Genomic DNA, 19,786 nt, shown 5'->3' with positions numbered 1-19,786 from the left:
TATGTGTCCGATCGGTACGTTACTTGACGCTTTAGGGAAAATTAAAAGAACAAACTTCTTAAAAAAACTAAGACTTGATAACAAGAATAACAAGTATGCTTTCGCGACCGGCATCGCAGTAGCATCCTATATTTCGGCCTCTCCTCTGTTTTGCTCTATGTGCCCTATCCGGGGAATATGCACAACAGCTGGTCCTGGAACCATTAGAGCTACAGAATTAGCTCTTTCAACGTTTCCCTTGCTCCTCGAATTCACCGAGAAGAGGGCATGGTGTAAGTATTTCTGCCCCGTCGGTGCCGTAATAGGAGCTCTTGGCTTCAAGAAGATTTTAGGCTTCAAGATAGACCCAGAGAAGTGTATTAAGTGCAAGGCTTGTATTCGTGTTTGTCCTACAGGAGCAATTAGTGAAAATAGCTTGAGCACAGGAGAGATTTCACGGACCGAATGCATAGCTTGCGGAAGATGTTACGACGTTTGCATGTACGACGCAATACACTTCGGTTTCCTCCCTCAAAAAGTTTTAAACCGGTAAAAATTTATATATGCACGTTTTTCCCCTTTTTATGTTTCTATTAACAGTAAGTACTGCTGAAGTGTTCTCAATAGGTCTCGGCCCTACAGAAATTCTTTTGCTCATACTTTTAGCTATAATACTATTCGCGCCGAGGAAAATACCTGAGCTTGCAAGAGCAATCAAGGAATCAGCAGCGATTATTAAGGAAGAGGCTAGCACTGAAACTTCGAAGGATGAATCTCAAGAAAAATCCGAGGAAGAATTGAAGAAAATTTCTGAGAAACTGGTCGTCGACAAAGAAGAGAAGAAAAAGAGAAAAATCTTCTAAATGGACCGCGAGCAGACTGGACAGTCAGGCCTCCTCCGGACAGTTAGCGTGTCGAAGCCTTCCCTTGTTCCATCGAAAAGAAAGAGTTTTCCAACTGGCGGCTCTCCTGTCCCCGTTAGAATTTTCAACGTTTCGAGTGCTTCAAAAGAGCCTAGAACTCCTGCTGTAGGGCCTGCGATCGGGATGGGTCTTTCCTCCTTAAGCCCTTCAGGAAACACGCACCGTAAACAAGGCCCCTTACCTGGTACTACAACCATTAGCTGGCCATAAAACCCTCGAACGGCAGCGTGAACGAGAGGCTTACCGAGCTTGACGCAAGCCTCGTTTAAGAGGAAGCGGGTATCCCAGTTATCGAGACAATCTACGACAACGTCAGCTTTTTTGACGAGTTCAAGGGCGTCCTCTAGAGTTGCTATGCGCTTTTCGACAAGCTCGATCTCCACATTTGGGTTGAGGGTTTTCAATTTTTTTAGAGCGCTCTGGGTTTTCAGCGATCCAACGTCAGGCGTCCAATGGAGAAACTGTCTATTCAGATTGCTTAGCTCGACTCGCTCCGAATCAACAATTATTAGCTTGCCAACTCCTGCTGCAGTAAGGTAAACCGCTACAGGCGATCCAAGCCCCCCTAAACCCACGATGAGAACTGTAGAAGTCTTGAGTTTTTCCTGAGCCTGAACACCCCAGATACGTAATTGTCTATCATACCTTTCGAGTTCTTCTCGTGATAACATATGACTAGTATATTATTTGACATCAATTAATTTAGTTGTCTGAGTTGTCCCATTCAAAGTATGAAAGCGGTTGCAATTATTGGCTACAAGGACTCGGGGAAGACTACTGTTGCTGAAACCCTCATAAGATTATTGAAACAGAAAGGCTTTAGGGTAGCAGCCCTGAAGCACGCGCACGGAGGAATTACGCTATATAATGATGACTCGAGCAGGCTTTTCAAAGCCGGGGCTGATTATGTAGTTGCTCTTTCAGAGAGGGAAAGCCTCGAGATCAAAGGTAAGCCTCCACTCTTCTGGCAGTATCTTTCCACTATGCGTAGCTATGATTATCTCGTTGTTGAAGGCTTCAAAAACACTTTCCCCGGAGCTAGAATAGTAGTGGCTAGAAGCGTCGAGGAAGCACGGGCGCTCACAAGTTCACTCGTCATAGCATACACTGGCAAGATAGCTGAAGTAGCTATGGGGGGAGAGTTAAATGCACCTATAATCAATATCTCCAAGGAACCTGAAAAACTTCTTGATATAGTGATGCAGAAAGCTTTCGAACCGCCGCCCGGTCTAGACTGTGGCTTCTGCAAATTCAAGAGCTGTATAGCTCTGGCTGAAGCGATTTCTAGGGGCGAGGCAACGCTTTCCGAGTGCACTGTTCTCAAGAGTAGGGTATCCCTGAGGGTTGACGGTGAGCCTGTCGAATTAAACCCCTTCGTCCAGGATGTATTCAAAAATGTAACGCTAGGGCTTATCTCTACGTTGAAGGGGGTGAGCTCTAATCCCAGAAAAATAGAGCTTTCCCTGTCGCTTTAAAAGAACATAAAAACAATAAACTTTTTGAAAACCATCTATGGTACTTCATTGTGATAGCTACTACCCTCGTAGGTAGCTTTCCCCTAGAATTCTCGGAGCCAAATATTAGACGAGCATTGGAAGATCAGGCAAAACTCGGCATAACATATCCAGTTCTACCACAGCTGAGAGACTTCGTATACATCTTCTTAGAGCCACTAGTAAAGCAAGGTGTAGTTTCCTATGAGAAGCGAGGCTATGTACTAAGGCGTCACTTAGAGGAAGCCGAGCCTATTGTTCCACCGGATTACATTATCGCCAGGGATATTGCCCGTGAACTGGGTTTGAGGTTTAGAGTCCCTGTCACTGGCCCATTCACCCTAGCATCAAAAATAGCCTTGTCACTTGAAAGGGTCGGCGATATATCGGGGTCTGCTCTAACTGACAAGGACGTGCTTGAAAAAGTAGTCTCCTATGTTTCAGGCTTGGCCTCTAAACTAGACAAGGAGGTAAGAGGAGACGTCTATTGTGTTGATGAACCAGTCCTCGCTGTGATTGTTGGCGCTAGAAACGTTATGTATAATCTCACTCTCGAGTATCTTCAACAAGCCTTAGAAAGCGTCCTGAGCAGACTTGGTGGGGTTCATCGTGGTGTACATGTTTGTGGGAGGCTACCCCCTCTCCTGAAAAAGGTTCTCCTTGGACTCCATAATGCAGACTTCTTAGATCACGAGCACAGCGACTTTCCTTCAAACAGGGTTTATTACACACGAGACGAGCTCGCGAAAAATTCCAAGAGACTAGCTTTCGGAGTTATCTCTCCTGTTAAACCCAGTGTAGAGGATTATTCTTCTGTGCTTCAACTTGCTCGTGAGGCTAGGGAGACTTACGGGGAAATGCTTCTCTTTTTGAAGCCTGACTGCGGCTTCGGCGGCTTGCGGGGAGTTTTGAATGGGCGTGAATACGAGGAGATTGTGCTTGAGAAGATGCGTGTTCTTGTAAAAGTCGCCTTAGAGGCGTGACAAATTGCTCTTACAGCTTGAGAGTCCAAGCATCTGCACTATTGTCCGTCGCGTTAACCGCTTCGTTGTCGAGGTTAAACACGCTGGGAAGCTTACCCGAGCCCATATAAACAATACAGGAAGGCTACTTGAATACATCAAGGAGGGAAAAACCGCTTACTGTCTTCCGCATAGGGGAAAGACTGAGTTTCGCTTGATAGCAGTAGATGAAGAAGGGAGCGGGGCTCTCATAGACACGCAGCTACAGATGAAGAGCTTTGAGGAAGCAGTTAGAAGGGGACTTCTTGATTGGGCTAAGTGCGAAATTGTTTCCAGAGCCCCAAGAGTCGGCTCGTCTAAACTAGACTACCTCCTCTCGTGTGGAGGATACAAGGTTTTCACTGAGCTTAAGAGTGCGGTTCTAAGGCAAGACGGATATGCAATGTACCCCGACTGTCCAACCTTAAGGGGTAGAAGACATATATGGGAACTAATAGAGCTCGCCAGAATTGGCCATAAAGCGCTTATAGTGTTTGTTGCCGGTATACGAGGAGTTACAGCTTTCAAACCCTATGTGGAGGGGGACGCGGAGGTGGCGAGGCTCTTAAAAATGGCTTATGAGAGTGGGGTGGGGATAAGGGCTTTCTCGGTTTACTATGAGCCAGAGACTTCTAAGATAATTCTGGATAAAAGTAGCCTGGAAATAGTCTTATAGTATTCAAGTACTCAGCATTTGCTTTATAAGCGTGGCGTACTCTCTTTTTGCCTCTTCCATGAAATCTACGCTCAGAAACCCGTGTGGTGTAGGAGTTTCAAATATTCTCTTTGGAAACTCAACACTTTCCGGGTCGAAGCCCTCACGAACCTTCAGCTTGTACTTTTCGCTTAAAATCTTCCTGCCAAGTTCGCTTAGATCTTTTTCTTGGAGCTCAAAGCCTAGTGGTTTGAGGGCATCGAGTATAATGTTGGGCTTGTATATTTCTCTGGCGAAGAGACATATCACGAGACTTGTTAGAACTTGTCTCCAGGCCTCTTCTTCCAACAATGCTGTGACCACTTCACGTGGAGAGGGCTGTTTACCGAGAGTTTTCTGGTCGTAGGAGTAGCCAGCACTATCTAGGTGGCTATGCCTAGCACCGAAAGAGTAGTTTAGGTATGCCGCAGGCCCAGTATGATAGCCTGCCATCTCATTGCCGGAGAAAGCGAGCGCGAAGTCTTTTCCGCCGAAACGCTCCGATGCGAACTTTACACCCCTAGCCATGGCTTTATATAGTTCCGTGGGCTGTTCAGCTATCTTTTTAACCGCCTCGATATAGACGTTGTAGTTCCCCCAATCGAGTTCCAAGCCATCGAGATCTTCCTTGCTAATTAAACCTCTTTTGTAAGCCTCAGTCGCCCAGGCAAGTACCACTCCGGTAGTCATAGCATCAAGCCCGTAGGCTTCTACCGTGTCGATGAGTCTTAATAGGCCCTCAGGTTCACGGGCGCCGAGCATCGAGCCAAGGGCATAGATAGGTTCATAGTCATAGCCTATAAAGGTGGTTTTATAGAAGTAAGGTTCCTCCTCGTAAGGTTCCCGGAGTACAGCGAGATGTATGCAAGCAACAGGGCAGTGCGCGCATGAAACTCTTCTTCCGAGATATTTTTCGGCTAGGTATTCTCCCGATATCTTTTCGGCAGTGTCAAGGCTGGCTTGTTGAAGGTTAAATGACGGCAAGGCTCTGATAGCGTTTAACTGTAGGACGTTGACCGGTGTTCCGAGATCATGGTACTTCTTCATGAGCGGGCTTTCTACAATTAGGCGGAATATCTTGTCATATGCTTCACGGTAGGCTCTTTTGTCAGCGACTTGTATCGACGACTTTCCTGAGATCACTAAAGCCTTCAGGCGTTTACTTCCAAAAACGGCTCCTAGCCCGAGCCTACCAAAATGCCGATAAGTCTCTGTTATAACGTTGGCATAGCTTACCATTTTTTCACCAGCCTTCCCGATACGCATTATAGCTCTGAGGCCCGAACCGGGCTCGACTTCTCGTATAATCCTGCCGACCGTGTAGCTACTCGACATGCCCCACAACGCGCGTGCATCTCTGAAATAGACTTTATCTCCTTGAACTGAGACCCAAACAGGTAAATCGCTAGCTCCCTTTATCACTATGGCCCCGTAACCGGCAAGTCTTATGGCGACAGCGCTTCTCCCGCCCGCATGGCTTTCACCAAGGTTTCCAGTGTGTGGGCTCTTGAAAACGGCTACAGTTTTTGAAGCTGTGGGGTAAAGTGCGGTAAAGGGGCCCACTGCGAATACGATGACGTTTTCCGGGTCTAGGGGGTGCGTATTGCGTGGGAGCTCTTCCTCGAGAAGTTTTACGGCGACACCGGTTCCTCCTAGATATTCTTCGAAGAGATCGCTACGATCCTCTGTCCAGAACTTCTTGCTGGTTAGATCGATATACAATACCCTGCCAAGAGTACCGAGGACTGGCATTCAGATCACCTTGCTAGAGTTAGGACACCATAAGGACAATAGTTCGTGCAGTAACCGCAGTGGACGCAAATAATAGGCTTATTCATCTCGTAATCCCACATTACGGCACCAATTGGACAGGCCCTCAGGCAGTTTCCACAGCCTATACACTTGGAAGAGTTCAAAATAACACCCCCATCCTTACGTTTCACAAGTGCGCCTGTAGGGCATGCAGCCTCACAGGACGGCTCCTCACACCCCCTACAAACAACAACCTTATAGCCCCTCTCAACGCCCCCTATACTCGAAACATGAATGGCAGACTTGGCAAGGCCTCCCTCCCCAAATCGTCGGGAACAAGCAAACATACAGGACATGCAGCCTACACACTTGTCTACATCCTGAACTGTTAACCTCGTCACAATAACTTAATGAAACGTCTAAATTATACCTATCTTACGTAATATCTTATCTTAAAAAGAGGTTTTTATATAGCTTCAGCCTATTAATAACTGATGGTAGAATCTACTCCTCCCCTCGATAATCTTCTAGTCCGATTAGAACCTCTCACTCATGCCCGAACAGTCTCACTAGCCGCGGAAAAGATGTGGCAAAACGAGATACCCGTTGTAGCCGTAGTAGACGACGAGAAAAAATATCTGGGAGTGGTGTCTATCTTCACGCTCCTGAGGTCTCGTGCACAAGGCGAGACAAAGCTCAAGAATTTAGTCGAGAAAGCCCCCCTCGTCCAGTGGCCCTCCGACCCCGTAAGTATTGCACGAATCTTTGCACGTACAGGTCTACCGGGATTAGCGGTCATCGAGAAGGGAAGCATTATTGGAGTAGTACATGCAAGACGAGTAATCTATGCTCTTAAATTGGCTCCAAAGGTGCCCGCACGACACATAATGTACCCCATAGAGCCCCTCAAGCCCGATGACAGCGTTGAGAAAGCCAGGAAGCTTATAGCAGAGATCGGACTTAGGCTCGTTCCTGTAGCCCATGACGGTAGACTAGTGGGCGCGGTGAGGGTATACGACCTTGTGAACTTTATATACAACACGCCACTTCGCAGGGACAAGCTAGGCGAGGTAAAGGGAGAGGTAGAATACTTCCTTGATCAACCAGTACACAAGATAATGATGTCTCCTCAGAGAACAGTTAATGTGGACGGTATACCCACCATTGAAGATATCGCCGAGGGAGCTATTGTCTTGGACCCTAAACAAAATGTTGTGGGTGTTATATCCCCCTATCTGTTTATAAGGCGTCTCCTACCGGAGGTTGAGGAAGCCAAACTACCTATAAGAATCGAAGGGTTAGATGAACTAGACTTTATAGAGAGAAACCTTGTCACAAGAAAAACTGTCGACATAGCGAAAAGCGTTGCGGCGCGAGCTAATCTTCTAGAATTCTCGGTAGTCTTAAAGCCACGCGAGAAAGCTGGTGAGAGGCGGAGATATGACGTCCGGGTTTCGATAAAGCTAGATAAAGGCTCTTACTCCGCGTCTACTTCTGGCTGGGACGTCGTACAGGCGGTCTTCGAGTCACTAGAGCTTGCCTACAAGAATTTCGCGAAGACAAAGGAAAAGAAGAGAGAACGTGTAATAGATCTTGCTCGTTTAAGGAAGAGGATAGGGTTTTAGCTAAGATTAGCTATATAGTTCGATTTTTCTATTATTTGGGTATGGTCGAGGTTTTCCGAGATAGGCTTCACGCCGGAAGGCTTCTAGGGGAAAAATTATTATCGCTTAGGAAAAGCTGGGAGAAAGCTATAGTACTGGGCATACCTAGGGGTGGGGTTGTAACTGCGAAAGCAGTAGCTGAGAAGCTAGGAGTACCCCTAAACGCAATAGTTTCGAGGAAGCTTCGAGCCCCCGGCAACCCGGAGCTTGGAATCGGAGCTGTAAGCGAGTATGACGCCCTCTGGATTAATCAGGGTTTGGTAGAGGAACTAGGAATTAGTGAGGAATACTTGAACCAGGAGATATCGTTTCAACGAAAACGTGTATCGGAATACGTAGCTAAATTCAGAGGTGGTCTCGCGCTACAGATACCAGGGCTTGATGCGATTATTGTTGACGATGGGATTGCTACAGGTGCAACAGTAATAGTGGCTGCGATCGCGGCACGTAGAGCGGGTGCCTCAAGAGTAATAATTGCTACTCCTGTAATTTCAGATGACGTAGTGAGCCTTGTTAGGGAATACTGTGACGAGCTTGTGTGGGTTTATAAGCCGCTTCTACTCTACGCAGTAGGAATGTACTACCAAGATTTTAGCGAAGTTACAGATGAACAAGTTGTAGACATCTTAAAACATCTCCAGCCAAGTTAAAAACGAGAAATTATTCCTGTTGTTACACAGCCTTTACAACGTTATGACCCGAGGCTTTTCTAAGCCTATTCATTACCGTCAACCCCAAACCTTTTTCCTCGAAGCCTTCAGCCACAATAAACTCGACGCCTAACTCGTCCATAGATCTTAAAGCCTTAAAGAGATTCCTAGCAATGATAAAGCTGTCGCTACGTGGACCTAGACTAACCACCAATCCGAGTCCTTCATATCTGTGTGCTGTCTCATCACTGCATAAAATCCCGACCTTGACTCCTCTAGAAATTTTCTCGAGAGCTATCTCCTTTACTTTTTCAACTAGCTTATCAAGGTTCTTATAATCTTCAGCTTCAACCAGGATCATTTCAGCCATAGGAGCATAGTGCCTGTATTTTGTTCCCGGAGCAATAGCTTCTTCTGACTCCCGTATCCCACGAGCGAACTCGGGTACCGTTACCTTTACGCCCAAGGTCATTTCTATTTCTTCGATAGGTATGGCTCCTGGTCTTAGCAGGACGGGGGGCCAAAGGGTGATGTCAAGTATTGTTGACTCAACTCCATGGAGGGTTTCACCAGCATCAATTATTGCATCTATTTGGCCATTGAAATCTTCTATGACATGTCGGGCATGAGTGGGAGAAGGTCTTCCAGATCTATTCGCGCTAGGGGCTGCAACGGGTTTCCCTAATTCCTTGATCAGTAATTGTGCTACGCGATGCGCTGGAACCCTGACAGCTACTTTAGGCAGGCCGGCTGTGACCTCACTAAGCACCTGCTCCGCCTTTGGCAGGATCAGTGTTAGTGGTCCAGGCCAAAACTTTTCAATAAGCTTGTAGGCATAGGAGGGGATATTCCTGGAGACTCTCGGCAACCACTCAGGGTCAGCGAGATGTAGTATGAGTGGGTTATCTGGTGGTCTGTTCTTAACCTTGAAGATTTTGAGTACCGCTTCACGTATATCAGCTGCGGCCCCCAATCCGTAGACGGTTTCTGTGGGGAAGGCGACAAGTCCGCCCTCTGCAAGAATGCGGGCTGCTTCTCTAATCACGTTAATTGAAGGGTTTTGAGGATCGACTTTAAGGATCAGAGTCTTCGGTCTCATCTTCCAGGACTTTTCACCCTAAGGGAATTAAAATAAATATCTGTCCAGGTGTTTGTGATGTGGAAGAAATTAAGAATGTAATTTGGTTTATTCGGCGATTGACGTATTTTTAGAAAGCAATTGTTATATAGAGGGTCCTTTTCATCTTACACTGATACGTCTTATGATAAATATAAACGAGGTAGTGTATGCAGCCCTACTATTTGTCTGGGTAATGTTCGTAGTAACAGTAATTGCGAAGCTAACATATGAGTTCTTTACTAAGCGCGGAGAAAGCCATAAGGTGGCCATTTATTATTCAAGAAAAGTGATACACATACTAGCAGGCGGAGTAGTGGCTCTCGTTGTCGCATTATACCCCCTATTTTCAACCCCAGCATTACCATTCGCCTTAGGGCTTCTCCTCGCATTGTTGACGTATATCCCGCACAAAACTGGTAAACTCATGTATTGGTTCCAAGACCCGGACAATATCTACGAAGTGGATTTCTGCATCATGTGGGCTATCTTTATAACTCTAGGCTGGTTTGCGGGCAACCAGCTAGGATATAATCACCCGTTCTTGTTCGGTGCATTACCGCTACTTTTCATGGCCGTAGGGGACGGCGTCACGGGAATAGTCAGGAATGCTCTCTTTAAGAGAAGGATAAAGCATTGGAGCGGAAATCTTGCAATGTTCATAGTGAGCGCTGCTATGGCTATCGCCTTAAATTTCGGACTCTCAGGAGTACTTTCGGCTCTGGCGGCGAGTTTTATTGAAAGAGTTGAGTACATAGGAGGCGTAAGGCTAGATGACAATATAACAGTACCTATCGTCTCTTTCACGACTCTATACCTTCTCCAGTCCCTTGGAGTCTTTTAAGCTATCTCCTTTTTTTAAACAAATCCTGCAACTGGGTAGCCCTTCATCTATTAGGATCACGATCTTTAAAGTATGATTTCCTAACCGAAATTTATTTAAACCTAAAAAAGTATTATGAACAGCAAAAAGGGTGAAAACAATGTCAGAAGGAAGAATCCCCTTGTTAGGAGAAAAGATACCCTCGATGGAAGTTAAGACTACTCACGGAACAATTACTTTCCCTGATCACTATAAAGGAAAATGGATAGTGTTATTCAGCCATCCAGCAGACTTTACGCCTGTCTGCACCACGGAATTTGTAGCCTTCCAGAAGAGATTTGAGGAATTCCAGAAGCTTAATGTACAGCTTATCGGTCTAAGCATTGACCAGGTATTCAGTCATATAAAGTGGGTTGAATGGATAAAGGAGAAGCTAGGCGTCGAGATAAAGTTCCCCATAATCGCTGACGATACAGGTGAGGTTGCCAAGAAGTTTGGGATGATACACCCTGGCAAGGGCACGAACACTGTCCGAGCTGTATTCATCATCGACCCAAACGGTGTACTTAGAGCTATGCTGTACTACCCACAGGAGTTAGGCAGGAACATAGACGAAATCCTCAGAATGATTAAAGGACTGCAAACTGCAGACAAGCACGGCGTAGCGATACCCGCGAACTGGCCCAACAATGAACTAGTAGGTGACCACGTAATAGTTCCGCCTGCCGCCGACGAGAAAACAGCTAAGGAGAGATTGGAAAAGGCCGCGAAAAAAGAGATCGAGTGCTACGACTGGTGGTTCTGCCACAAGAAAGCCTAAAATAAAACTTATTTTTCTTCTTTTATCTGATAGTTTTACTTTCACCAAACTTTTACATCACAATTTTATACACATTGTATAGATTATGCATACGTGCCGGAATTCTTGGATCTGCTAGCAGAAGAGATTAGTCTCAAGAAGTCTTATCTTGAAGAAATAGCAGGAAAAATCTCAGAGCTATCTGAAAACTATAAGCGCATGGTCATAGAGAAATGGAGGCCTTTACCACTTCCACTTGAGGTAATCGATAAGATTTTTGCCGTGGATAGTAGTACTGGTATAGTCGAGGTTAGAGGGGGAGGAGTCGTACTTGTTGCTAGAAGCATGGCCCTCGCACCCTTCTCGAAAAGTTTCAGGAAATTGATTGTGGATGCTCTCTATCCTCGCAACACGAGGGATTTCGAGGAATATGTGAGGCTTATGAGGGAACACATAGAGCACGCTGTTGCTCTTGAATCGCTAGAGGATGAACCTGAATTTATCCTCATTGATGGCTCGCTCTATGGACGTATGATCCATGTCCTAATGGAGTTAGATCTCGAGGGTCGCGAAGACTTCATGTTCGAATATGTAAGAACTTACAGCGACTTCTTAACTCAGGCTGTAAAGCGTGGTGTGACTGTTTTAGGAGTCAGTAAGGACTCACGTTCAACACTTTTCAAGGAGGAGCTGTTAAAGAAAAAAGTCCTTGAAGTGGCAAGTGAATCAGGCGTAGAGGTAGAGGAGGTTCTTCGATTATGGACTGCCTTGAGGAGGAGGCCTCGTGAGGTTCTTGAGAAGGTTAGAGAGAAGGTTAGATCGGGAGAGTTTCCAGCCGTTATCCTGGATTACTTTGAACAGGCCCGCTCACATGTTCCAGACTCTCGCATAATTCTTGAAGCAGGTGTAGGTCAAGGCTATTCGACTCCTTTGATCCTGTCTCTCTCAAAGGTAATAGCGGGACAGTTTGACCTTGTGTTAGATGAACGTGCCAGCGACGGTAACATTGAGAAGCTTGCCAGGGTTTTCGAGAAATCAGCTGACAAGCATAGAGGGGAGTTTGTAAAAATGGCACACGAGCTTATCGCCCAGCTTAGAAGCTATCCTCCTGTTTTGATGTCATACACCATTATGGGGCCTGGTGATGATCCTTTACGTGTTGATATTATAAGTAAGGAGATTTCCGACGTAGGCTTTCTAAAAAGTGGAGCACTCCAAAGCTCTACTCGGTTCACTGACGATGATACATCTATTGCAACTGTAGAGCGGTCCTTGTCACTTTTAAGAGGGCTTTATGCAGGTGAGAAAGGCTACAATGTTTTATTGCTAGAGGTAGACCGCAGGGTTAAAATTTCAGCTGCGACTCTGGAAACATACAGGAGGGTTATAATGAGGGAGCTTGATACGCTTATTCTCCACTCGAGGGGTGAGAGACGTGTCCACTACCCTTAGACTCGTAGGAAGAATAGTTGAAAAAGCATCTCCTGAGAGCTTTGTTTTCGTCACAGATAAGGAGGAGCACCCGCAAAAGTTCGAGTATGTAATAGTCAAGTCTAGGGAATATGTCAACGGAGTTCTCCGAGAAGTAGACGTCCTTGCACAAGTGGTCGGCGTACTCTCTAGCAGTACTGCCTTCAATTCATCATTGAATTTGACGACACTCGAAAGGGTACATCGGGCCGGTATAGACGACTCCAATATCCTTTGTACGGCTAAAACACTTGGATTCCTAGCCGAAGAAAATGGTCGCCGGGTTGTACTCATGCCTAGGAGAGCACTATTCCCAGGTAATCCAGTCTTTTTGGCTCCGGACGAGTTAGTCAGTAACTTTTTTTCCTATGAACCCGAGGAGGGACTGTATATAGGTACTCTGGTTTCCCGAAGTTCGGTCCCCGTTTACCTGAGCGTGAACGGCTTCAGAAGGCATGTAGCTGTCATCGCACAAACAGGTGCTGGTAAATCTTACACTGTTGGCGTCATAATAGAGGAACTCTTAAGGTTGGGTGGCACAGTTGTCATCATTGATCCACACGCCGACTATGTCTTCCTGAGCAGAGACAGGGATATGAAAAGACACGAGTACTCAGATAGAATCCTAGTCTTCAGAAACCCAAACAGTACGGGAAGATATTCGTCGAGTCAGCTGGATAACGTCAACGAGCTTGTTTTCAAGTTTTCAGAGCTTGAAGGCGACGAGGTTGCCGGTGTCGCCGGCATCCCAGAGGGGTGGTCGAATGTTCGGGAGGTAATACGTGCGGCTATCAAGAAGCTTCGCGAGAAAGGGAACGATTATCAGGTCAGGGATCTAATACAGGTGCTGGAAGAGATGGCTGCAAGGTCTGGAACTAAGAGAGTTAAAGAGGCTGCCCAGCGAGCTATAAACCACTTGAGACGTTTAACTAAGTTTAAAGTGTTTGGGGAAAGGACTACTTCTCTCAAAGACGAGATACTTAAACCCGGGCATGTATCAGTTATCGACTTGTCAGGGCTAAACGATGCAAGCCAGGACTATATTGTTAGCAGGATCCTTGAAGGTATATTCGAGCTGAGATACACGGGGCAATTCAGGTACCCTATATTCGTCGTGGTTGAAGAAGCTCATCGATTCGTCCCGGGTAAGGAGTCCAAGAAAAATACCATGTCCTCTCAGGTTATTAAAACAATAGCTGCAGAGGGGAGAAAGTTCGGCGTTTTCCTCGTACTGGTAACCCAGCGGCCCAGCAAGATAGACTCGGATGCTTTAAGCCAGTGCAACAGCCAGATAATATTGAGAATAACAAACCCTCTGGATCAGAGAGCAGTTCAAGAATCAAGCGAGAGGCTCAGTGCAGACCTCCTTGCAGATCTGCCTGGGCTAAACGTGGGTGAGGCTGTAATCCTAGGTGAACTCACGCGTGTGCCCGTGGTAGTCAAGGTTCGTGCTAGAAGGACAAAGGAAGGTGGTGCGGACATTGATCTGGTCGAGGAACTAAGGCAGGCAAGGGAAGAGTTAAGGCTTACCGCGCCTAAAATAGCTCCACCAGCCAAGGGTGTATTCTCAGAGGTGTAAAACATGCCTCTTAGGCTAGTTCATACAGCTGACAACCACCTGGACCCAAAACTAAGTTATCTTGGTTCGAAAGCCCTCGATAGAAGACTTGACTTCTACAAATCCTTTCTCAGGGTTGTCGAGTTCGTGCTAGAGAGGAAGCCTCATCTATTCTTAGTCTCGGGGGATCTCTTCGATTCGATAAATCCCCGAAACCCCGTAAGGACGAGAGTATTGCAAGCTTTCCGTCGAATAACGTCTGAGGGCATTAAGGCCTTCGTCATCGGTGGCAACCACGACATGCCTCGATCACAAGAAGAGGGCATGTCACCCATAGGTGAGATTGAGGCCGCAGGATACGCGACATTCTTCCCAGAACTAGACGAGTTCAGGGTGGAGCACCTTAAAGTCGAGGGGCTGGACGTAGCAGTAACGGGTCTCTCCTTTGATCCTACTCTGGAAATAAGCTCTAATCCTCTTCGTGACCGCAACCTAAGGATCCCAATCGAAGGGGATATAAACATCGCCATGCTCCACTATAACTTTGCAGGCTTCAAAATACCCAAGAACTGGGCAGCACCCACGATAACTCCCGCAGATCTCCCCGAAGGCCTCAACTATCTCGCCATGGGACACCTCCACGGGCACTCCTATACAACCATTAAGGAGACACTCGTGGTCTACCCTGGGAGCACTGAGCGCAGAAGCTTCAACGAGGAAACTGACGATAAAAAGGGATTCGTGTACGTTGAGCTCACTGGTAACAGTACACCCAGACTGGAGTTTATAGAGGTTCCGACCCGTCCCATGAAAACTTTTGAGGTAACTTTAGACGAGACGGTTGACGAACCCGTAACCAGGGTTCTTAAAGCCGTTAATCTCGTTGATCAAGAGCTATTGGCAAGGATCGTAATAAAGGGAAGCCTTCCCGTTGAGAAGATGTCACGCTACAGCAAGGCTGAACTATTAAACAAACTAGCAAACAACTTTTTCCACGTTGTCGTTGATGACTCTGGTCTTAAAAGCCTCTTCAAGGAGATCAAGTTAACATCTGATATAAGTTCGCCAATTGATTCCTATAAAGAGTACTTCAATGAGGCCTTATCCAATGTGACGGGCGAGGAAGCGGACATCTTGAGGCTTGCCCTGGAAATAGGTCTTAAAGTACTACAGGAGGTGGGAGCGTGGTAGTCATACATTCCATTAAAGCAGTAAACTTTAGAAGGCTTAACCTGACGACGCCTCTCAGCCTAGGAAAAGGATTTTATATAATAAAGGGCCGGAACGAGGCTGGCAAATCCACCTTAATCGAATCCATACTTTTCGGTCTTTACGGAGACCATCAAGTCATAGGCGATTTGCGGGGTAATCCACGCGGAGGCTATAATGAGGTCGTGAACCATAAGGCTCGGAGAGCACAAGTAGAGGTCGAGTTCGAGGTCGACGGTAAAAGGTACCGCGTGTACAGGGAACTTGTCAGAGAGGGTGAAACGATAAAGCAGGTTAACGCTCGCCTCATAGAAATTACACAAGGCACTGAAAGAGTCATAGCTTCTGGTACCAAGCAAGTAAACGATGAGATTCAACGTCTCTTAAGAGTCTCATGGAGAGAGATGCTCTCCACAAACATCGTTGCACAAAAAGATCTTGAGAGGATTATTCAAATGGGTAAAAGCGAGCGAGAACAAATAATTAACCTCATGATGGGTCTTGAAAGCTATAATAAGGCTATACAGGCTCTCGAGGAAACAAGGAGCAATAAAAAATATGAAAAAGAAAACCTTGAGCTTAAATACTCAGAAAAATTGCAGCAAGCCAAGCTCCTAGAAGAAAAAGTAAACTCAATTCCAAACCTTATGAGAGAGCTCAAAGAAATAGAGGAAAAAATCCCTGCTCTAGGTGAGGAGGAAGCTGCACTCAAGCTAGCCCTTCAATACTTGGCGCACCTGAGGCAATCCCTTTATAAGAAAAAACAATTAGAGGAACAGAAGTCGCGTGTAGAGGAGCAGATAGCTGAAACCAAGAATGCTATCAGAGATGAACAGGAAAAAAAGAACAGAAATGATAATGAAATACAACAAATAGAAAGAAACCTACCAATGTTACAAGAAGAACTCGAAAAGATCCAAAAGGAACTTGAGCAGCTGCAATCAACGTATGAAGATAGACTGAAAATACTTAGCGATTTAAAATCCTACAAGGATAACAGGGACAGAGAGTTAGACAGGATGAATAGGATAAGCAAGGAATTAGAGGCTCTAGAAGACGACATAAGGAGAATAGAGAGCGCGCAAAAGGAGCTCGCGAATCTCGAAGAAGAGAAAAGAAAGATAGAGCTACTCCTAGCTTCCATAAAACCCTCCATACAACCTTATCTGAGTAGTATAGGTCTCGCCTTCATAGCTTTGCTCGCTTTGCTATACCAAGCTACTTGGGTTGCTATTCCACTTTCGGGCGTCTCACTTATTGTTTTTCTTGTAACCTATCATCGTAGATCTTCCCTCAAGCAAGAATTGCTAACTAAACTGGGTAGACTTGAGTCGGAAATAGGTCCAAGGAAAGCTCTTGTTGCTCAGCTTGAGGCTAAAAATAATCGTTTAAAAGAATTAAAATTAGAGGAAGAGAAAATCCGGGCTCATCTCGAGAGACTGGAACAGGAGATCCTCAGACTTACTGGCGAAAGTCATGCAGCAAGCATTGATAACGCATTAATTGCTCTGCAAAAAGAAGTTAGCCGCCTCAGTGAGAAAATTAATGAACTGAGGGAAAAGGAGAGCAACCTGAAGGCTGGGATTGAAAGCAGTGGCAAGCAGTTAGAAAGGCTCAAACAGGAAGTCAAGGAATCCACAGAGAAGCTAGAAAAACTTAACGTCAAATTAAGCGAACTAGAAGAGGATAGAAGGAAGATATTAGAGGAACTGGAGCACACAGTCATACCATCCGTTCCACCAGGACTCAAGGGTAGGGTAGAATACGTTGAGATGGCTGCTGAGGAACAAGACCCCGACCTGGTAGATATTGCATATGGCAAGCTAGACGAAGATTTCCAGAGAATCTCTAAGGAAAAAACACGATTAGAGGAACGGTTGGAAACCCTGAAAAAAGAGTTAAGCGAGGCTGAGAAGATTAAGCCGCGACTACAAGAGCTCCAAGAAGAGATTAAAAAATTAGAGGAAGAGTGTAAACGCCTCGATAAGGAGCTTAAAGCTGTCAAAAGAGCTCTTCAGGCACTGAAAGAGATATCACGTAGGAGGCGTGAGTTGTTCGCCCCTCTGGTCGAGAACTATATGAGCTGGACAATAAACTACTTTACAGACGGAAGGTACAAAGCCGTTAGGTTGCAGCCTGATACCTACGACTTGGAGGTCTATGATGCTGAGGCAGGAAGATGGCTTAGACGGGACATTTATTCAGGGGGAACGAACGACCAGTTCCTTTTAGCTTTAAGGATAGCTTTCACGCTTGCGCTTCTACCTAGCTCTAAGGGCTCTTATCCTAAATTCATAGTTCTCGACGAGCCTCTAGGCTCGTCGGATGGAGAAAGGAGGGAGAGGATAGTTAGTTTCTTCGCAGGGGAGCTCTCAAGGTTCTTTGATCAGATCTTTCTAATAACCCATGTAGAGGTGGAGGAGCCACCCGGAGCCACTATAATTTATATCGAAGATGGAAGAATAACAAGGGTATACAAGGCTGGCGGCGAGGAAGCATAATTCTCAAGTGTTAGACGAGCATTAGTAGAGTAGGGTTTCGAGGTAATTATTTAAGGACTCCATGCTTTTACAGAGATGTATGAGGGTCGCTGTCGGCTCAGACGACCTTTACCCAGTCGCCTTGTTCATTGTTAAGGAGTTGGAGAGGAGAGGCTTTGAGGTTATCAAGGTCGGCTCTCTTGAGACGGGAAAGCCTTATCCCTGGCCAAGAGTTGGGCAGACTGTAGGAGAGCTTGTAGCCAGCGGTAAAGTGGACACCGGTATAGTGATATGTTATACGGGGACAGGTGTTTCCATTGCTGCAAACAAGGTTCGCGGTGTTCGAGCAGCTCTTTGTTTCGACGCTAAGACGGCTAGAGGCGCTAGACTGTGGAACGATGCAAATGTGCTAGCCCTGAGCGGCAGGCTCACTAGCGAGGAGGTCGCAAAGGAGATCCTAGACGAATGGTTCTTGACGAGAGAAATAGACCCCTCTGAGAGAGAAAACATAGAGAGCCTGAAAAGGCTAGACGCTGAGAGGTGCACGTGAGTGCATAAGGGGTTTACTAAGAGCGAGGAAGGCCTCTACGACGAGTTCGAGGAAAGGACACCCTACTGGGATTACAGGACAGACAATTACGCCTCAATTAGCGTCAGGGACAGCAAGCTTACACTTTGTAGCGGTCCAACAGAAGCTCTCTACTATTCCAACGCTGAGATATCCGATGGAAGGTTTGACGATCTCCCCTGGGAAACCAAGACGTTTGAGGCAAAGCTGAGAATGTCTCAGCTGCACTACGGCTCAGCAGGATGGGGCTTCTGGAACCACTCGATGCTCTTCAGCCTCAGCAGGCCGATATGGTTTATACATTTGCAGAGCAGGGGCCCATATATTTTCCAGGGCTTCTTTGCGCAGGCTGTTACAGGCTTTATACCGATTAAAATTTACCGAGGATCTCTGCTGGCTCCAAGCCTCATCTCAAGGCTAACAGGAGGTGCGATAGGCGTAACAATTTACACTCACAAACCTGTGCTTCAAAACCTAGATTTAACTGATTGGCACACCTACAAGATAGAATGGTTGAAGACTGAGGCAAAATACTATATAGATGGCAGCCTTGTAGCCAGGCTTCCCATTAATGCAGGATCGTTCAAAGCAAGGGCGGATATATGGATAGACAACGCAGTCTTCGGCTATAACAGAAGAGATGCAGGTCAGGTCTACAGGCACTTGACCCAAGAGAATAGAAGCAAGTCCTGTATCGAAGTAGAATATATAAAAATCTATTAGATGATACCCCGCTTAAATCTATTTAAACGAATCACTTATTAGTTCATAAGAATACAAGTAATTCTATAGAGGACTGTATTCATCATGCATAAATGGGGAAGACGAAGGAGAACAGGCAGACACTGGAGGGGGCCTCCCCCCAACGAGAATTCTCCTCAAGGAATAGTGTTCCTACCTCTGCCTGGGAACACGGCTCACATAAATCTTGAGGAGAGCGTCGATATATATCCGGAGGAACTGGAAGTGTTAAAGATAGTTTATATTGATGGTTTAACAATTGATGAAGCGGCGTCTATGCTGGGTTTTTCAAATGCCACTCTATGGCGAATCTTAGACTCTGCTAGGAGGAAATTAGTTGATGCGTTAATAAATCTGAAGCCTATTCGTATAAGCCTCTCTACTTCAAAACCATCCATGGAGGAATGAACGATTAGGCCTCACCGTTATTCACGCTGAAAAGTTCTTATTGTTGTAAAATATCTCATTTCATTGTCTGTTCCAGGCTTTATCCTCGTTCACTGCATCGAAAAACTTAAATATATGTGAAATATATTTCAAAATGGTGTAAGACATGTCACCAGGTTGGGGGTGGTATCGAGGCTGGGGACCATACCCAGGCAGAGGACCATTCTCTTACCTTCCGCCATGGCAGCGCCCTGGATGGATCTACGGACCAGGATGGTGCTGGTGGTACTACGCACGCTACGGCAGTCTTCCAACGTTTCCACTTCCCACCGCTCAGGTGCCTACTGTACAACAAGAGTATCTCGAAGCATACAGGCAGTGGCTAGAAGATGCACGACGAAACCTGGAACGGGAGATCCAAGAACTGGATAAAAGAATAAAGGAGCTTAAAGGACAAGGAAAAACCGATTAATTTTTC

General features: G+C 46.1%; 21 protein-coding genes. 17 read left to right on the top strand and 4 right to left on the bottom strand.

Annotated elements, in window-relative coordinates; translation table 11 throughout:
* A partial coding sequence (locus ACP5KC_RS05300; protein WP_428286931.1) for a 4Fe-4S binding protein occupies positions 1-532 on the top strand: 532 nt, incomplete at its 5' end.
* 31 nt (positions 533-563) lie between these two features.
* Positions 564-842, top strand: a complete 279-nt coding sequence (locus tag ACP5KC_RS05295; protein WP_273433181.1) for a twin-arginine translocase TatA/TatE family subunit — start codon at positions 564-566, stop codon at positions 840-842.
* Here ACP5KC_RS05295 and ACP5KC_RS05290 read toward each other — a convergent pair.
* A complete protein-coding gene (locus ACP5KC_RS05290; RefSeq protein WP_273433180.1) occupies positions 839-1,573 on the bottom strand; it encodes a HesA/MoeB/ThiF family protein in 735 nt (244 codons plus the stop codon). The two genes, ACP5KC_RS05295 and ACP5KC_RS05290, sit on opposite strands and share 4 nt — an antisense overlap.
* A gap of 60 nt (positions 1,574-1,633) precedes the next feature.
* Between ACP5KC_RS05290 and mobB the strand changes: the two genes are divergently transcribed.
* From mobB to sfsA, 3 genes are read left to right on the top strand one after another with little or no spacing between them, the layout of a single operon-like run.
* Positions 1,634-2,377, top strand: coding sequence for a molybdopterin-guanine dinucleotide biosynthesis protein B (gene mobB, locus ACP5KC_RS05285; protein ID WP_273433178.1), 744 nt, complete (start codon positions 1,634-1,636; stop codon positions 2,375-2,377).
* 50 nt (positions 2,378-2,427) lie between these two features.
* The gene (locus ACP5KC_RS05280; RefSeq protein ID WP_273433176.1) at positions 2,428-3,378 is read left to right on the top strand and encodes a hypothetical protein; all 951 of its coding nucleotides are present in this window, start codon (positions 2,428-2,430) and stop codon (positions 3,376-3,378) included.
* A gap of 4 nt (positions 3,379-3,382) precedes the next feature.
* Positions 3,383-4,072, top strand: coding sequence for a DNA/RNA nuclease SfsA (gene sfsA, locus ACP5KC_RS05275; RefSeq protein ID WP_273433175.1), 690 nt, complete (start codon positions 3,383-3,385; stop codon positions 4,070-4,072).
* Positions 4,073-4,075: 3 nt separating this feature from the next.
* Here sfsA and ACP5KC_RS05270 read toward each other — a convergent pair whose 3' ends face one another.
* Together ACP5KC_RS05270 and ACP5KC_RS05265 are read right to left on the bottom strand one after the other, a co-directional pair.
* Positions 4,076-5,842 carry an aldehyde ferredoxin oxidoreductase family protein gene (locus ACP5KC_RS05270; RefSeq protein ID WP_424737725.1) on the bottom strand — a complete coding sequence of 589 codons (1,767 nt, stop codon included), beginning with the start codon at positions 5,840-5,842 and terminating at the stop codon, positions 4,076-4,078.
* Between the two features lie 5 nt (positions 5,843-5,847).
* Positions 5,848-6,243: a 4Fe-4S dicluster domain-containing protein gene (locus ACP5KC_RS05265; protein WP_236944904.1), complete on the bottom strand. Its 396-nt coding sequence runs from the start codon at positions 6,241-6,243 to the stop codon at positions 5,848-5,850.
* Positions 6,244-6,336: 93 nt separating this feature from the next.
* Between ACP5KC_RS05265 and ACP5KC_RS05260 the strand changes: the two genes are divergently transcribed.
* Positions 6,337-7,467: a CBS domain-containing protein gene (locus ACP5KC_RS05260; protein ID WP_428286930.1), complete on the top strand. Its 1,131-nt coding sequence runs from the start codon at positions 6,337-6,339 to the stop codon at positions 7,465-7,467.
* Positions 7,468-7,508: 41 nt separating this feature from the next.
* Positions 7,509-8,156, top strand: a complete 648-nt coding sequence (locus tag ACP5KC_RS05255) for a phosphoribosyltransferase (RefSeq protein ID WP_424740906.1) — start codon at positions 7,509-7,511, stop codon at positions 8,154-8,156.
* Between the two features lie 22 nt (positions 8,157-8,178).
* Here ACP5KC_RS05255 and ACP5KC_RS05250 read toward each other — a convergent pair whose 3' ends face one another.
* Positions 8,179-9,255 carry an L-threonylcarbamoyladenylate synthase gene (locus tag ACP5KC_RS05250; protein WP_273433165.1) on the bottom strand — a complete coding sequence of 359 codons (1,077 nt, stop codon included), beginning with the start codon at positions 9,253-9,255 and terminating at the stop codon, positions 8,179-8,181.
* A gap of 163 nt (positions 9,256-9,418) precedes the next feature.
* On the opposite strand from ACP5KC_RS05250, the gene ACP5KC_RS05245 reads away from it, so the two are divergent.
* From ACP5KC_RS05245 to ACP5KC_RS05200, 10 genes are all read left to right on the top strand, one after another.
* A complete protein-coding gene (locus tag ACP5KC_RS05245) occupies positions 9,419-10,117 on the top strand; it encodes a dolichol kinase (protein ID WP_424737732.1) in 699 nt (232 codons plus the stop codon).
* A gap of 139 nt (positions 10,118-10,256) precedes the next feature.
* Positions 10,257-10,916, top strand: a complete 660-nt coding sequence (locus ACP5KC_RS05240) for a peroxiredoxin (RefSeq protein ID WP_273433161.1) — start codon at positions 10,257-10,259, stop codon at positions 10,914-10,916.
* Positions 10,917-11,009: 93 nt separating this feature from the next.
* Positions 11,010-12,347, top strand: a complete 1,338-nt coding sequence (locus tag ACP5KC_RS05235; protein ID WP_273433159.1) for a DNA double-strand break repair nuclease NurA — start codon at positions 11,010-11,012, stop codon at positions 12,345-12,347.
* Positions 12,331-13,944, top strand: a complete 1,614-nt coding sequence (locus ACP5KC_RS05230; protein ID WP_273433157.1) for an ATP-binding protein — start codon at positions 12,331-12,333, stop codon at positions 13,942-13,944. Before ACP5KC_RS05235 ends, ACP5KC_RS05230 begins: the two co-directional genes overlap by 17 nt.
* Positions 13,945-13,947: 3 nt before the next feature.
* Positions 13,948-15,114 carry a metallophosphoesterase family protein gene (locus ACP5KC_RS05225; RefSeq protein WP_428286929.1) on the top strand — a complete coding sequence of 389 codons (1,167 nt, stop codon included), beginning with the start codon at positions 13,948-13,950 and terminating at the stop codon, positions 15,112-15,114.
* Complete coding sequence (locus ACP5KC_RS05220; RefSeq protein ID WP_428286928.1) at positions 15,108-17,633, top strand: AAA family ATPase; 2,526 nt, start codon at positions 15,108-15,110, stop codon at positions 17,631-17,633. Before ACP5KC_RS05225 ends, ACP5KC_RS05220 begins: the two co-directional genes overlap by 7 nt.
* A 79-nt stretch (positions 17,634-17,712) precedes the next feature.
* Positions 17,713-18,162 carry an RpiB/LacA/LacB family sugar-phosphate isomerase gene (locus tag ACP5KC_RS05215; RefSeq protein ID WP_052883598.1) on the top strand — a complete coding sequence of 150 codons (450 nt, stop codon included), beginning with the start codon at positions 17,713-17,715 and terminating at the stop codon, positions 18,160-18,162.
* Positions 18,163-18,903 carry a family 16 glycosylhydrolase gene (locus tag ACP5KC_RS05210; RefSeq protein WP_052883599.1) on the top strand — a complete coding sequence of 247 codons (741 nt, stop codon included), beginning with the start codon at positions 18,163-18,165 and terminating at the stop codon, positions 18,901-18,903.
* Positions 18,904-18,987: 84 nt separating this feature from the next.
* On the top strand, positions 18,988-19,329 hold the full coding sequence (locus tag ACP5KC_RS05205) for a DUF134 domain-containing protein (protein WP_424737739.1): 342 nt from the start codon (positions 18,988-18,990) through the stop codon (positions 19,327-19,329).
* 145 nt (positions 19,330-19,474) lie between these two features.
* Entirely contained in the window at positions 19,475-19,780 is a 306-nt protein-coding gene (locus ACP5KC_RS05200; RefSeq protein WP_191118647.1) for a DUF5320 domain-containing protein, read from the top strand.
* The last annotated feature ends 6 nt before the right edge of the window (positions 19,781-19,786 follow it).

The organism is Infirmifilum sp. (genome assembly GCF_049970975.1).
In the GTDB taxonomy this organism is placed as follows: Archaea; Thermoproteota; Thermoprotei; order Thermofilales; family Thermofilaceae; genus Thermofilum; species Thermofilum uzonense.
This window is presented reverse-complemented; position numbering and strand designations above follow the sequence as displayed.

Coding starts and splice junctions, on each gene's coding strand:
- ACP5KC_RS05245 (WP_424737732.1), top strand. CDS start 9,419: ATGATAAATATAAACGAGGTAGTGTATGCAGCCCTACTATTTGTCTGG.
- ACP5KC_RS05225 (WP_428286929.1), top strand. CDS start 13,948: ATGCCTCTTAGGCTAGTTCATACAGCTGACAACCACCTGGACCCAAAA.
- ACP5KC_RS05215 (WP_052883598.1), top strand. CDS start 17,713: ATGAGGGTCGCTGTCGGCTCAGACGACCTTTACCCAGTCGCCTTGTTC.
- ACP5KC_RS05205 (WP_424737739.1), top strand. CDS start 18,988: ATGCATAAATGGGGAAGACGAAGGAGAACAGGCAGACACTGGAGGGGG.
- mobB (WP_273433178.1), top strand. CDS start 1,634: ATGAAAGCGGTTGCAATTATTGGCTACAAGGACTCGGGGAAGACTACT.
- ACP5KC_RS05260 (WP_428286930.1), top strand. CDS start 6,337: ATGGTAGAATCTACTCCTCCCCTCGATAATCTTCTAGTCCGATTAGAA.
- ACP5KC_RS05255 (WP_424740906.1), top strand. CDS start 7,509: ATGGTCGAGGTTTTCCGAGATAGGCTTCACGCCGGAAGGCTTCTAGGG.
- ACP5KC_RS05250 (WP_273433165.1), bottom strand. CDS start 9,255: ATGAGACCGAAGACTCTGATCCTTAAAGTCGATCCTCAAAACCCTTCA.
- ACP5KC_RS05200 (WP_191118647.1), top strand. CDS start 19,475: ATGTCACCAGGTTGGGGGTGGTATCGAGGCTGGGGACCATACCCAGGC.
- ACP5KC_RS05240 (WP_273433161.1), top strand. CDS start 10,257: ATGTCAGAAGGAAGAATCCCCTTGTTAGGAGAAAAGATACCCTCGATG.
- ACP5KC_RS05295 (WP_273433181.1), top strand. CDS start 564: ATGTTTCTATTAACAGTAAGTACTGCTGAAGTGTTCTCAATAGGTCTC.
- ACP5KC_RS05270 (WP_424737725.1), bottom strand. CDS start 5,842: ATGCCAGTCCTCGGTACTCTTGGCAGGGTATTGTATATCGATCTAACC.
- ACP5KC_RS05290 (WP_273433180.1), bottom strand. CDS start 1,573: ATGTTATCACGAGAAGAACTCGAAAGGTATGATAGACAATTACGTATC.